11 protein-coding genes are annotated in these 13554 nt (G+C 73.8%); 2 read left to right on the top strand and 9 right to left on the bottom strand.

The genetic code is table 11. The features are described from left to right. Positions 1–45 precede the first annotated feature (45 nt). The 7 genes from GCE86_RS24145 to GCE86_RS24115 all read right to left on the bottom strand — a co-directional run bounded on the left by GCE86_RS24145 (position 46) and on the right by GCE86_RS24115 (position 9111). Positions 46–1209 (bottom strand): acyl-CoA dehydrogenase family protein, encoded by a 1164-nt coding sequence (locus GCE86_RS24145; RefSeq protein ID WP_154229039.1) that lies wholly within the window; start codon positions 1207–1209, stop codon positions 46–48. Then, positions 1206–3179 carry an acetyl/propionyl/methylcrotonyl-CoA carboxylase subunit alpha gene (locus GCE86_RS24140; RefSeq protein WP_154229038.1) on the bottom strand — a complete coding sequence of 658 codons (1974 nt, stop codon included), beginning with the start codon at positions 3177–3179 and terminating at the stop codon, positions 1206–1208. Before GCE86_RS24140 ends, GCE86_RS24145 begins: the two co-directional genes overlap by 4 nt. Positions 3180–3247: 68 nt before the next feature. Next, entirely contained in the window at positions 3248–4849 is a 1602-nt protein-coding gene (locus tag GCE86_RS24135) for an acyl-CoA carboxylase subunit beta (RefSeq protein WP_154229037.1), read from the bottom strand. Then, positions 4846–5985, bottom strand: coding sequence for an acyl-CoA dehydrogenase family protein (locus GCE86_RS24130; protein WP_154229036.1), 1140 nt, complete (start codon positions 5983–5985; stop codon positions 4846–4848). The genes GCE86_RS24135 and GCE86_RS24130 overlap by 4 nt, the downstream gene beginning before the upstream one ends. Further along, entirely contained in the window at positions 5982–7661 is a 1680-nt protein-coding gene (locus tag GCE86_RS24125) for an acyclic terpene utilization AtuA family protein (RefSeq protein ID WP_154229035.1), read from the bottom strand. Before GCE86_RS24125 ends, GCE86_RS24130 begins: the two co-directional genes overlap by 4 nt. After that, complete coding sequence (locus tag GCE86_RS24120) at positions 7658–8452, bottom strand: TIGR03084 family metal-binding protein (RefSeq protein WP_154229034.1); 795 nt, start codon at positions 8450–8452, stop codon at positions 7658–7660. Before GCE86_RS24120 ends, GCE86_RS24125 begins: the two co-directional genes overlap by 4 nt. 14 nt (positions 8453–8466) lie before the next feature. Then, complete coding sequence (locus tag GCE86_RS24115) at positions 8467–9111, bottom strand: TetR/AcrR family transcriptional regulator (RefSeq protein ID WP_154229033.1); 645 nt, start codon at positions 9109–9111, stop codon at positions 8467–8469. A gap of 104 nt (positions 9112–9215) precedes the next feature. Between GCE86_RS24115 and GCE86_RS24110 the strand changes: the two genes are divergently transcribed. Further along, positions 9216–10700, top strand: a complete 1485-nt coding sequence (locus GCE86_RS24110) for an APC family permease (protein WP_154229032.1) — start codon at positions 9216–9218, stop codon at positions 10698–10700. Continuing rightward, positions 10700–11713 carry an acetamidase/formamidase family protein gene (locus GCE86_RS24105; protein WP_154229031.1) on the top strand — a complete coding sequence of 338 codons (1014 nt, stop codon included), beginning with the start codon at positions 10700–10702 and terminating at the stop codon, positions 11711–11713. The genes GCE86_RS24110 and GCE86_RS24105 overlap by 1 nt, the downstream gene beginning before the upstream one ends. A gap of 157 nt (positions 11714–11870) precedes the next feature. Here GCE86_RS24105 and GCE86_RS24100 read toward each other — a convergent pair whose 3' ends face one another. Continuing rightward, positions 11871–12614, bottom strand: coding sequence for a metallophosphoesterase family protein (locus tag GCE86_RS24100; protein ID WP_154229030.1), 744 nt, complete (start codon positions 12612–12614; stop codon positions 11871–11873). A gap of 111 nt (positions 12615–12725) precedes the next feature. Then, a complete protein-coding gene (locus tag GCE86_RS24095) occupies positions 12726–13403 on the bottom strand; it encodes a Crp/Fnr family transcriptional regulator (RefSeq protein WP_007073398.1) in 678 nt (225 codons plus the stop codon). Between the last annotated feature and the right edge of the window lie 151 nt (positions 13404–13554).

Raw genomic sequence — 13554 nt, 5'->3', positions numbered from 1 at the left:
GGGCGGCGCGACGGCTCCCGTCAGGGTGCCGGGCGGCGGCGTGTCTCAGTAGGACTTGTCCTGGCCGAGGACGTGCTGGGCCACGAAGTTGAGGATCATCTCGCGGCTGACCGGGGCGATCCGGCCGGCCCGGACCGCGCCCAGCAGGGTGGCCACGCCGTACTCGGTGGTCATGCCGGCGCCGCCCAGCGCCTGGACGGCGGTGTCCACGGCGAGCGCGGCGGCCTCACCGGCCGCGTACTTGGCCATGTTGCCGGCGACGCCGGCCTCCAGGTCGCGGCCGGCGTCGTAGAGGGTGGCCGCCTTGTGGATCATGAGGCGGGCGAGTTCCACCTGCACCGCCGCGTGGGCGAGCGGGTGGGCGACGCCCTGGTGCGAGCCGATGCTCCGGCCGCCCCACACCGTCCGGGTGGCCGTGTACGCGCTGGCCCGCTCGATGGCGTACCGGCCGGTGCCGGCGCCCATCGCGGCCACGGTGATCCGCTCGGGGTTGAGGCCGGAGAACAGCGCCGGCAACCCGGCGTCGAGGGACTCGCCGACCAGCGCGTCGGCGGGCAGCCGGACGTCGTCCAGGTAGAGCAGGAACTGGTTCTCCGGGGACAGGATCTCCATGTCCAGCTTGGACCGCTCCAGCCCGGGGGCGTCGGTCGGCACGATGAACAGCGCGGGCTTCAGCTTGCCGGTGGACGAGTCCTCGGTGCGGGCCACCACCAGCACGTGCCCCGCCTCGTCGACCCCGGAGATGTAGCACTTGCGGCCGGTGAGCAACCAGTCGTCGCCGTCGCGGCGGGCCACCGTGCCGAGCCGATGGAAGTTCGACCCGGCCTCCGGCTCGGTGATCGCGAAGACGATCTTCTGCGAGCCGTCGGCGAGGCCGGGCAGGTGGCGCTTGCGCTGCTCGTCGGTGCCGTGCTTGTTGATGACGGTGGCCGCGATGGCCGGCGAGACCACGAGCAGCAGCAGCGGGCAGCCGGCGGCGGCCAGCTCCTCGCAGACGATGGCCAGCTCGGTGATGCCGCCGCCCCCGCCGCCGTACTCGGTGGGAATGTTGACGCCCAGGTAGCCGAGCCGTCCGGCCTCCTGCCACAGCTCCGTGGTGTGCGCACCGGCCTTGGCCTTCTCGACGAAGTAGCCGTGGCCGTACTTCCGTCCGAGCGCCCGGACGGCGTCGCGGAGCTGGTCCTGCTCGGGGGTGAGGTCGAAGTTCATCGGGGGTCCTCCTCGTCGGCGTTGACCACGGCCAGTACGGCCCCGGTGTCGACCTGGCCGCCGGCCGGCACGGGCAGCTCCGCCACCACGCCGTCGGCCGGGGCGAGCACGGGGTGTTCGAGCTTCATCGCTTCGAGGGTCAGCAGCAGGTCACCGGCGCTCACCCGCTGGCCGACCTCGACGTGCACCCGGGTCACCGCACCGGGCAGCGGGGCGACCAGCGACCCGGCCGCCAGCTCCGCGGTGGGCAGGGGGAAGCGGGGCAGCTCGGTGAGGCTCGCCGCCCCGTCCGGGCCGTCCACGAAGACCTCCGGCCCCACCCGGTGTACGCGGTAGGCCCGCCGCACCCCGTCGGCGTCGAGCACGACGCGCTCCGGGGTGACCTCGGCGACGGTCACAGCGGGTGCGGGGGCCGCCGACACCGACCAGTCGGCGAGCGCGCCCCTGCGGTCCAGCCGGTACCGGACCTCGATCTCGCCGTCGGGACCGGCGAAGCGGGTGACCTGCGGGAAGGCCGGCACATTGCGCCAGCCGGAGGGGAGCCCGCGAAGTACGGGCGCGGCGGCGCGACGCCCGGCGGCCCCCGCCAGCGCGGCGGCCAGCGCGACCAGGGGGAGCTGGTCGGCCGGGAGCAGCGGCGCGAAGACCTCCTCGTGCCGCGCCAGGAAGCTGGTGTCGGCCTCCGCCGCGCCGAACTCCCGGCTGCGCAGCACCCGGACCAGGAGGTCCCGGTTGGTGGCGACGCCGTGCAGCTCGGCGCGCGCCAGCGCGCCGGCCAGGGCGCGGGCGGCCTCGGCCCGCGTGGGCGCCCACGCGACCAGCTTCGCGAGCATCGAGTCGTAGTGGACGCTCACCGTCGAGCCGTCCACGACGCCGGAGTCGAGACGCAGGCCCTTCGCCGGGGCGAACTCGGCGGCCACCCCCGGAATCGCGAAGCGGTGCAGCGTGCCGGTGGCCGGGCGGTAGCCCTGGGCCGGATCCTCGGCGCAGAGCCGTACCTCGACGGCGTGGCCGTCGGCCGGTGGGGTGGCCGTCAGCGGCAGCGGCGCGCCCTCGGCGACGAGGAGTTGCAGCCGCACGAGGTCCAGCCCGGTGGTCAGCTCGGTGACCGGATGCTCCACCTGGAGGCGCGTGTTCATCTCCAGGAAGTGGACCTGACCGTCGGGGGCGAGCAGGAACTCCACCGTGCCCGCGCCCACGTAGTCGACCGCCCGGCCGGCCGCCACCGCCGCCTCGTGCAGCCGCTCGCGCACCTCCGGAGGCAGGACGCCCGGCGCCTCCTCGACGATCTTCTGGTGCCGGCGCTGGATCGAGCAGTCGCGCACACCGAGGGCCACGACGGTCCCGTGGCTGTCGCCGAAGATCTGCACCTCCACGTGCCGGCCGCGTTCGACGTACCGCTCGATGAAGACCGTGCCGTCGCCGAAGGCCGCGGCCGCCTCGCGGCGCGCGCCCGCCACGGCCTCGGCGAGCCCGGCGGCGTCGCGGACCACCCGCATGCCCCGGCCGCCACCGCCCGCGGCGGCCTTCACCAGCACCGGGAAGTCGGTGACCTGGTCGGGCTCGGTCCAGGTGGGCAGCATGGGCACGCCCGCGTCGGCGAGCAGCGCCTTGGCCGCCATCTTGTCGCCCATGGCGGCGATGGCCTTCGCCGGCGGCCCGACCCAGGTCAGCCCCGCGTCGGCGACGGCCGCGGCGAACTCGGCGTTCTCGGCCAGGAAGCCGTAGCCCGGATGGACCGCGTCCGCACCGGACCGGCGGGCCGCGTCCAGGATCAGGTCGATCCGCAGGTACGTCTCGGCCGGCGCGTTGCCGGGCAGCCGGACGGCCTGGTCGGCCTCGGCCACGAAGGGCGCGCCGGCGTCCGCGTCGGAGTGCACGGCGACCGTCTCCACGCCGAGCGCGCGGCAGGTGGCGAAGACCCGCCGGGCGATCTCACCTCGGTTGGCGACCAACAGCCTGGTGATCATCGGCACTGCGCCGTCCTTTCGTTCGCGACTGCGGGACTCCGCTGCGCTGCGTTCCTCGCGCTCACCGGTCACATCCGGAAGACGCCGAAGCCGTCGGCGCCCTTCACCGGTCCGTTGTGGATCGCCGACAGGCAGAGCCCGAGGACGGTCCGGGTGTCCCGGGGGTCGATCACCCCGTCGTCGTAGAGCCGGCCGGAGAGGAAGAGCGCGCCGGACTGGGACTCGATCTGCTGCTCGACCATCATCCGCATGGCGGCGTCGGACTCCTCGTCGTAGTCGCGGCCCCGGGCGGCGGCGGCCTGCCGGGCGACGATCGAGAGCACTCCGGCGAGCTGCGCCGGCCCCATCACGGCCGACTTGGCGTTCGGCCAGGTGAACAGGAACCGCGGCTCGTACGCGCGGCCGCACATGCCGTAGTTGCCGGCGCCGTAGGAGGCGCCGAGGTTGACCGTCAGGTGGGGGACCCTCGAGTTCGACACCGCGTTGATCATGAGGGCGCCGTGCTTGATGATGCCCCGCTGCTCGTACTCCGTGCCGACCATGTAGCCGGTGGTGTTCTGGAGGAAGACCAGCGGGGTGTCGGCGGCGTTGGCAAGCTGGATGAACTGGGCCGCCTTCTGCGCCTCCTCGCTGAACAGCACGCCCCGGGCGTTGGCCAGCACGCCCACGGGCCAGCCGTGCAGCTCGCCCCAGCCGGTGACCAGCGCGGTGCCGTAGGTCGGCTTGAACTCGTCGAACTCGCTGCCGTCCAGCACCCGGGCCAGCACCTCGCGCGGGTCAAACGGCACCTTGAGGTCGGCGCTGGCGATGCCGAGCAGCTCGTCGGGGTCGTACTTCGGTGGCTGCGGGAAAGGGGTACGCGGCGGCGGGCCCTGCTTGCGCCAGTTGAGCCGGCGTACGCACTGCCGGGCCAGCCGGATGCCGTCGCGCTCGTCCTCGGCCAGGAAGTCGGCCAGGCCGGACCTCGTGGCGTGCATGGCCGCCCCGCCCAGCGACTCGTCGTCGGTGACCTCGCCGGTGGCCATCTTCACCAGCGGCGGCCCGGCCAGGTAGACCTGCGACCGGTCCCGGATCATGATCGTGTAGTCCGACATGCCCGGCACGTACGCGCCGCCCGCGGTGGCGTTGCCGAAGACCACGCTGACCGTGGGGATCCTCGCCGCGGAGAGCCGGGTCAGGTCGCGGAACACCCGGCCGCCCGGAATGAAGATCTCGGCCTGGGTGGGCAGGTCCGCGCCGGCGCTCTCCACCAGGTTGACCATGGGCAACCGGTTCGCCAGGGCGATCTCGCCGGCCCGCCGGGTCTTGGCGAGCGCCCAGGGGTTCACGGCGCCGCCGCGTACGGTCGGGTCGTTTGCGACCACGAGGCACTCCACGCCCTCGACCACCCCGATGCCGGTCACCGTGCTGGCCCCGACCGGGAAGTCGCTGCCGTACGCGGCCACCGGCGACAGCTCCAGGAACGGGCTGTCCGGGTCGAGCAGCAGCTCGATCCGTTCCCGGGGGAGCAGCTTGCCCCGCTTGTGGTGCCGGGTCACGTACTTCTCGCCGCCACCGGCCCGGGCCTGGTCGAGCGCGCTCTCCAGCTCGGCGAGGCGTTCCAGCAGGGCCTCCCGGTTGGCCCGGTGGGCCGGCGCGGACGGGTCGATCGCGCTGTCGAGTGTCGTCACAGGCCCATGCCCTTCGCGATGATCTCGTTCATGATCTCCGTGGTGCCGCCGCCGATTCCGAGGATCCGGGCGTCGCGGTAGTGCCGTTCCACCTCGGCGTCGCGCAGGTAGCCGAAGCCGCCGTGCAGTTGCAGCGCGGCGTCCACCACGAAGTCGCAGGCGGCCACCGCCACGTTCTTCGCCATGGCCACCTCGGCCACGACGGGCTGGCCCGCGGCGACCCGCTCGGCCACGTCGTGCACGTACGCCCGGGCCGCCTCGGCGCGGGTGTGCATCTCGGCCAGCCGGTGCCGGACGAGCTGCCGGCTGGCCAGCGGGCGGCCGAAGGTGGACCGGTCCCGGCACCAGCGGGTGGCCAGTTCCACGCAGCGCTGCGCGGTGGCGTAGGCCTGGGTGGCCAGGGAGAGCCGCTCGGTGGCGAACTGCTGCATGATCGCCAGGAAGCCGGTGTCCTCCGGGCCGATCCGGTTCGCCACCGGCACCCGGACGTCCACGAAGGAGAGCTCGGCGGTGTCCGAGCAGTGCCAGCCCAGCTTCTCCAGCCGCCGCCCGACGGTGAACCCGGGCACGCCCTTCTCGATCACGAGCAGGCTCAGCGAGCCGGAGCCGGGGAAGTCGGTGCAGACGGCCGTGGTCACGAAGTCGGACCGCGCGCCACTGGTGATGTACGTCTTGGACCCGTTCACCACGTAGTGGTCGCCGTCCCGCCGGGCGCAGGTGCGGATGCCCGCCACATCCGAGCCGCCGTCCGGCTCGGTGATCGCCAGCGCGCCGATCATCGTGCCGGCGAGCGTGGGCCGCACGTACCGGTCGATGAGGCCCTCGTCGCGGGAAGCCACCATGTGCGGCAGCGCGATCCCATGGGTGTAGAGCGCGGCGATCAGCCCCGACGAGCCGCCCGACCGGATGATCTCCTCGGTGACCAGGATCGAGTCGAGCAGGTCGCCGCCGCTGCCGCCGACCGACTCCGGGAAGCCGACGCCGAGCAGCCCGATCTTCGCGGCGGCCTCGTGCAGCGAGCGGGGCACCTCACCGGCCCGCTCCCAGTCGTCCAGGTGGGGCAGGACCTCCCGGGTCACGAAGGCCCGGGTCAGCTCGCGGAGCTGCCGCCGCTCGGGAGTGTCCACGATGGTCACGACAACACCTCCGGGGTGCGGCCGGCGGGCAGGTCGACGACCCGGGAGCGGAGCAGCTCGCCGAGCGCCTTGGCCTGCGGGTCGAAGCGGGTGGAGGCGGCCACCCCCTGGCCGAGCAGCCCCCGGATCACGAAGTTGACCGCGCGCAGGTGCGGCAGCTCGTACCGCTCGACGGTCAGCGGGGCGGTCTCCGGCAGCAGCTCGGCCAGCCGCGCGACGGTCAGCCAGCCGCGCAACCAGGCCCAGCCCACGTCGGACCGCGCCCAGACGCCGAGGTTGGCATCGCTGCCCTTGTCGCCCGACCGCGCACCGACCAGCTCGCCGAGCGGCGCCCGCCGGGTCGGCCCGGCGTCGAACTCCGGTGCGGCCACCGACTCGTACGCGGGCGGTGCCGCCGTCCGCGCCGGCGGGGCGATCGGCATCCGGGCCCCGTCCGGCAGCACCGCCACGTGCGCGACCGCGTCCTGTGGCACGGCGTCGGCGGTGAACACCCCGTACGGGGTGGCGTCGCCGGGCAGGGTGGTCAGCGTGCAGCCGGGATAGGAGGCCAGCGCCAGTTCCACGGCGGCCGCCGAGAAGGCCCGCCCGGCCCGCGCCTTGTCGCCGTCCCGCAGGTGTACGTGCAGCAGCGCGCTCGCCGCCTCGGTGTCGGTGGCGTCCGGATGGTCGGTCCGGGCCAGCGTGAACTCCAGCCCCTCCTTGCCGACCGCCTCCTCCAGCTGCCCCCGCACCAGGGCCGCCTTGGCCGGGATGTCCAGGCCGCAGAGCACGAAGGTCATGGAGTTGCGGAAGCCGCCCAGGTTGTTGACGCCCACCTTGAGCGTGTCCGGCGGGGGCGTGCCCCGGACGCCGGAGACGCGTACCCGGTCCGGCCCCTCCGGCGTCAGCTCGACCGTGTCCAGCCGGGTCACCACGTCGGGCCCCAGGTAGGCCGGGCCGCCCACCTCGTACAGCAGCTGGGCGGTGACCGTCTCGACGGTGACCGCCCCGCCGGTGCCGGGGTGCTTCGTGAGCACCGACGAGCCGTCCGCGTGGATCTCGGCGATCGGGAAGCCGGGCCGGTGCCCACCGTCGGGCAGCTCGGTGAAGAAGCTGAAGTTCCCGCCGGTGACCTGCGCCCCGCACTCGATGAGGTGCCCGGCCACGGTGGCACCGGCCAGCGCGTCGAGGTCGTACCGGGTCCAGCCGAAGCGGGCGATCGCGGGGCCGACCGCCAGCGAGGCGTCGGTCACCCGCCCGGTGACCACGACGTCGGCCCCCGCGTCGAGGCAGGCCGCGATCCCGAACGCCCCCAGGTACGCGTTCGCGGTCAACGCGTCCGGCCTGGGCAGGGCGTCGCCCTCGACGTACCCGATCCGCACGGTGAGGCCGAGCCGGTCGGCGAGCGCGCCGATCGCGGCGGCCAGCCCCGCCGGGTTGAGCCCGCCGGCGTTGGTGACCAGCCGGACCCCGCGCTCCAGCGCGGTGCCCAGGACGCCTTCGAGCTGGCGCAGGAACGTCTTCGCGTAGCCGAGCGAGGGATCGCGCATCCGGTCCCGGCCGAGGATCAGCATGGTCAGCTCGGCCAGGTAGTCCCCGGTCAGCACGTCCAGCTCGCCGCCGTCGAGCATCTCCCGCCAGGCGGAGAGGCGGTCGCCGTAGAAGCCGGACGCGTTGCCGACCCGCAGCACGGTCACCGGACCACCCCGCTGCCCGCCGCGTCCCGCTTGCCGCCGGGCGGCCCCGCGAACGCCTGGGCGACGTCCAGCCACTCGTCGGCGACCGGCCCAGTGGCGACCAGGGCCAGGTCCGCGCGGTGCCGGCGCTGGGTGACCAGCAGGCAGAAGTCGAGCGCCGGACCGGTGACCCGGTCGGCGGCGTCCGGCGGGCCGAAGGCCCAGGTGTCCCCGTCGGGTCCCAGCAGCTCGACCCGGACCGGCGCCGCCGGCATCGCGCGGCCGTGGGCCGCGAAACCGTGCCCGAGGGTACGGAACCCCAGGTGCGCCACGTGCCGCAGCCGCGCCGTCGGGGTACGCCGGACGCCCAGCGCGTCGGCGACGTCCTCGCCGTGCGCCCAGGTCTCCATGATGCGGGCGGTCGCCATCGAGGCGGGCGACATGCGGGTGCCGTACCAGGGCAGTTTCTCCCCGGCCGGTGCGGCGGCGAGCGCCGCGGCGAGCGCGGCGCGGCCGGCCCGCCAGCGGGCCAGTAGCGCGGCGGGCAAGGCGAGGAACGCTTCGGCGCCGTCGTCGACCAGCCGGGACGGGTCCGGCGCGGAGGTGACCGAGGCGAAGAACGCCGCCGTGTCGGTCGCCGCGAGGTGGGCGACGTGGTCGGTCCAGGCGAGGTGGGCGATCTGGTGGGCGATGCTCCACCCGGGCGCCGGGGTCGGCCGCGCCCAGTCCTCCGGCGGCAGCGGCGCGACGAGGGCGTCGAGCTGTTCGGACTCGGCGGCCAGGTCCGCGAGCAGGGCGGTCAGGTCGACCATGGTGCCTCCGGGGGTCAGTGCGGCCGCGCGCTCCCGGGCGTCGGCGGGCCGTCGTCGGCGGTGAGCAGGGCGGCGAGCTGGCGCTTCCAGGTGTGCAGGAGGGCCGTGCGGCGGGTCGAGTCGTCGCTGAGCAGGTTGGCCACGCCGAGGCCGCGGAGCAGGTCGAGGGTGGCCTGCACCGCCTCGCGGACGCCGGGCCGCCGCTCCTCCACGCCGAGCAGCTCGACGGTCAACCGGTGCATCTCCCGGCCCACCCGGGCTTCGAGGGGGACCAGGGCGTCACGCAGTTCGGCGTCGGTGCGGGCGGCCACCCACAGCTCCAGCGCCGCGACGAAGAGCGGCCCGGTGAACGCGGCGGCGAGCAGGTCGACCACCCCGTCGAGCCGCCGCGGGCCGGCCGGCAGCGCGGCGGCCTCGGTGCGCAGCTCCACGGCCCGGCGCTCGGTGAGGTGGGTGACGGCGGCGGTGACCAGGGCCGCCTTGGTCGGGTAGTGGTGCAGCTGGGCGCCCCGCGAGACACCCGCCCGGGCCGCCACGACGGTCGTCGTCGTGCCGGACCAGCCGTGCTCCACCAGGCACTCGACGGTCGCCTCCAGCAGCCGGGCCTGGGTGGCGCGGCTGCGCTCCTGCTGAGGGACGCGGGTCGATGCGGTGGGCACGGGGACAGCCTGCCGTTCCCGAAACAAACAGTCAAGACTGACTTTTTCTGAGCCATGACCAAGCGATGTATACAATCCAGACGCATAGATCTAGCTGTCCGTCGATGTCTGGACTAACGTGCGGCCTCACCAGATCAAGGAGGCGTGCCGTGACTCAACCTCCCGACTCATCCGAGACAGCCGTCCAAGTCGAACGGTTCGGCTACCGGCAGGAACTCAACCGGACCCTGAGCTTCACCGACCTGCTCATCTACGGCCTGATCTTCATGGTGCCGATCGCACCCTTCGGCATCTTCGGCAGCGTGTACGCCGGCTCCGGCGGCATGGTCGCGCTGGCCTACATCATCGGCATGGTGGCGATGATGTTCACCGCCCTGTCGTACGCGCAGATGGTCCGCGCGTTCCCCATGGCCGGGTCCGTCTACAGCTACACCGGTCGCGGCATCGCACCGCCCGTCGGCTTCCTCGCCGGCTGGGTGATCCTGCTCGACTACGTCCTCGTGCCCGGCCTGCTCTACCTGGTGGCCAGCGTGGCCATGCACTCCCTCGTGCCCGGCGTGCCGGTGTGGGTGTGGCTGGCGGCCTTCGTCGTGCTCAACACCGTCGTCAACTACTTCGGCATCAAGATGACCGCCCGGGTCAACCGGGTGATGCTCGCCGCCGAGCTGGTCGTCCTCGCGATCTTCCTGGTCGTCGGCGTGGTCGCGCTGGCCCAGGGCAAGGGTGCCGGCTTCTCGTTCCGGCCGCTGTACGACGCGGGCACCTTCTCCTGGCCGCTGGTCTTCGGCGCGGTGTCGATCGCCGTGCTCTCCTTCCTCGGCTTCGACGGGATCTCCATGCTGGCCGAGGAGAGCCGCGAGGAGGCCCGGCAGATCGGCCGGGCGATGGTCGGGGCGCTGCTGCTCGCCGGTGCCCTGTTCGTCGTGCAGACCTGGGTCGCGGCCCTGCTGGTGCCGGACGCGCCCAGCCTGCTCGACAACGGCGACCCGGAGGGAACCGCGTTCTACGACGCGGCCCGCGCGGCCGGCGGAGGCTGGCTGGCCGGGCTGACCGCCCTGGCCACCGCGATCGCCTGGGGCTTCGCCAACTCCCTCGTCGCCCAGGCCGCGACCTCCCGCCTGCTGTACGCGATGGCCCGCGACCGGCAGATGCCGCGCTTCCTCGCCCGGATCAACCCGAAACACAAGGTGCCCGCCAACGCCACGCTGCTGGTCGCCGCCATCTCCCTGGCGCTCGGCCTCTACATGGCCAGCCGCGACGACGGCATCTCGCTGCTGTCCACACTGGTCAACTTCGGCGCCATGACGGCGTTCCTGGCGCTGCACGTCTCCGTCGTGACCCACTACGTGGTGCGCAACGGCAGCCGGGACTGGTTGCGGCATCTCGTGGTGCCCGTGATCGGGTTCCTGATCCTGCTGTACGTCGTGATCAACGCCAAGGTCGCCGCCCAGGTGCTCGGTTTCGTGTGGCTGGGCGTCGGGCTCCTGGTCCTGGTGGTCTTCTACCTGACGGGCCGGCGCCCCGAACTCGCCGCGCTGACCGAGGTCGCCCACGAGAGCACCGACGAGCCGGTGAAGGAGCCGCACTGATGACCGACGTCGTGAAGTACCGGCCGGAGCCGGACGAACTCGCCTACACCTTCGGCGGCCGGGAGGCCGTGCTCCGGGTGCGCCCGGGCACGATCCTCGAGCTGTACACCGAGGACTGCTTCGGCGGGCGCGTCCGGAGCGTGGACGACCTGCCGTCGCAGGTCTGCGAGTTCCCCTACCTCAACCCCGTGACGGGGCCGATCCACGTCGAGGGCGCCGAGCCCGGGGACACCCTCGCCGTGCACTTCGTCGCCATCGAGCCGGCCCGGGACTGGGCCGTGTCCACCACCTTCCCGCACTTCGGCGCGCTCACCGGCACGCACACCACGGCGACCCTGCACCCTCCGCTGGACGAGGTGGTCTGGCGGTACGACGTCGACGTCGCCGCCGGCACGGCCACGTACCGGGCCCGCCGGGGGGACTACAGCGTGGCGCTGCCGCTCGACCCGATGCACGGCACCGCCGGGGTGGCCCCGGGCGCCTTCGAGGCGCGCATGACGATCACCCCGGACGCGCACGGCGGCAACATGGACACCCCGGAGCTGCGGGCCGGAGTCACCGCGTACTTCGGGGTGAACGTGCCGGGGGCGCTCTTCGCCCTCGGTGACGGGCACTGCCGGCAGGGCCACGGTGAGGTCTGCGGCACCGGCATCGAGGCGGCCATGAACACCACGGTCGTGGTGGACGTGATCAAGGGGGCCGGCACCCCGTGGCCACGGCTGGAGTCGGACGACGCGCTGATGTCCACCGGCTCGGCCCGCCCGCTGGAGGACGCCTACCGGATCAGCCAGCACGACATGGTCACCTGGACCGCCGACCTGGTCGGGCTGGACCAGCTCGACGCGTACCAGCTCATCAGCCAGGCCGGTGAGGCGCCGGTCGGCAACGTGTGCGACACGAACTACACGATGGTGGCGAAGGTGGACAAGCGCTTCCTGGGTGGCGCCGGCGCGTACGACGGGGTGCACGCCCGGCTGCGCGACACGGCCCGGGACTACCTGAACCACCGCTGACCGGCGACCGGGGCCGGCCGTCTCGCTGACGGCCGGTCCCGCTGCTGTCCCGGGCAGCCGAGGCCGGTCAGCGGCCGTCGCGCGGGCTGGAGGCGGTTCAGCGGCCGTCGCGCGGGCCGAGGACGGTTCAGCGGCCGTCGCGCGGGCTGGAGACGGTTCAACGGCCGTCGCGCGGGCCGAAGACGGCGAGGGCGTCGGCGTCCGAGTGGCGGGAGCGCAGGTACTCGTCGGCCCAGGCGGCGGCGTCCGGGAAGGCCGACTCGGCGGCCACCCGGGCGCAGGCCGCGTCCACGTCGTAGCCGGTCCGGCGCAGTTGCACGCCCGGCCCGAGCAGCGCCCACCAGGCGCCCGCGCCCCCGTACGGCATGCCGACGCTGCCCGGGTTGACCACGAGGCGGCGGTCGACCAGCCGGGTGAACGGCATGTGGGTGTGCCCGCAGACCACCGTGCCCACCTCGGCCGGCAGCCCGGCGAAGACCTCGGCCCAGCGTTCCAGCCGGGAGTCGACCAGCACGACCTCCTCGTCGTCCCGGGGCGTGGCGTGGCAGAAGAGCACGTCGCCGAGGCCGGCGACCGGCAGCGTGACGGTCGGCGGGAGCGCGGCGAGCCGGGCCACCTGGTCGTCGCGGAGCTGGGTCGCGGCCCAGTCGGACACCTCGATCCCGGCCGGCCGCCCGGCCCGCGCCTCGACCAGTTCGCGGTCGGCGTTGCCGCCGACCCAGCAGGCCCGGTCGCCGAGCGCGGCGAGCAGGTCGAGCACCTCGACCGGCTGGGGGCCGGCGGCGATGTCGCCGGTGAGCACGACGAGGTCGGCGGCGGCCACGTCCGGCTCGGCCAGGACGGCTTCCAGCGCCGGCAGCGCGCCGTGGATGTCGGAGAGGACAGCAACCCGCTCGATCATCGCCCCAGGGTGCGCCGCGCGGGGCGGGGCGGTCCAGGAATTCTGCGCCCGGCAGAGACGGAACCGGCCCGGCTCGCGGAGGCGGGCCGGGCCGGGACGTCGGTGGAGGGGTCAGACCCGCGCGCGGCGGGCCAGGCGCTCCGGGTCGAGGATGATGATGCTCTTGCCGTCCAGCCGCAGCCAGCCGCGCGAGGCGAAGTCGGCCAGGGCCTTGTTGACGGTCTCCCGGGAGGCGCCGACGAGCTGGGCGATCTCCTCCTGGGTGAGGTCGTGGGTCACCCGCAGCACGCCGCCGTCGCGGGTGCCGAACCGGCCGGCCATCTGGAGCAGGTTCTTGGCGACCCGGCCGGGCACGTCGGTGAAGATCAGGTCGGCCAGCGAGTCGTTCGTGCGGCGCAGCCTGCGGGCCAGCACGCGCAGCAGCTGCTCGGCGATCTCGGGCCGGTTGTTCAGCCAGGGCCGCAGCGCCTGCTTGCGGAGCCGGACCAGCCGGGTGTCGGTGACCGCCGTGGCCGTCGCCGTGCGCGGGCCGGGGTCGAAGAGGGACAGCTCGCCCACCATGTCCGACGGGCCCATCACGGCGATCAGGTTCTGCCGGCCATCCGCCGCGCGGCGACCGACCTTGATCTTGCCGGACAGGAGGATGTAGAGACTGTCGCCGGGCTCGCCCTCGTTGAAGACGACCTCGCCCTTACGGACCTCGATCGTCTCCATCTCCTTGGCGAGCGCCTCGGCAGCCTCCGGGTCGACACCCTGGAAGATCCCGCTGCGGGCCAGTACCTCATCCATCGCGCACCTCCGCTTGCGCGTGCCGTCCGTCGGCCGGGTCCGCCGTCCGCTGATCCCTCGCGCGCCGCCAGTCTAGGCGCACATGAGCGGGAATCAGAGGTGCACCCCTGGAATCTTGATCGTTGGGCGTACCTGCCTGACCCGGTCGACG

Origin of the sequence: Micromonospora terminaliae (assembly GCF_009671205.1) — a bacterium.
GTDB classification, from domain to species: domain Bacteria; phylum Actinomycetota; class Actinomycetes; order Mycobacteriales; family Micromonosporaceae; genus Micromonospora; species Micromonospora terminaliae.
The sequence above is the reverse complement of the archived record's forward strand: the minus strand, read 5'-3'. Positions and strand labels throughout refer to the sequence as shown.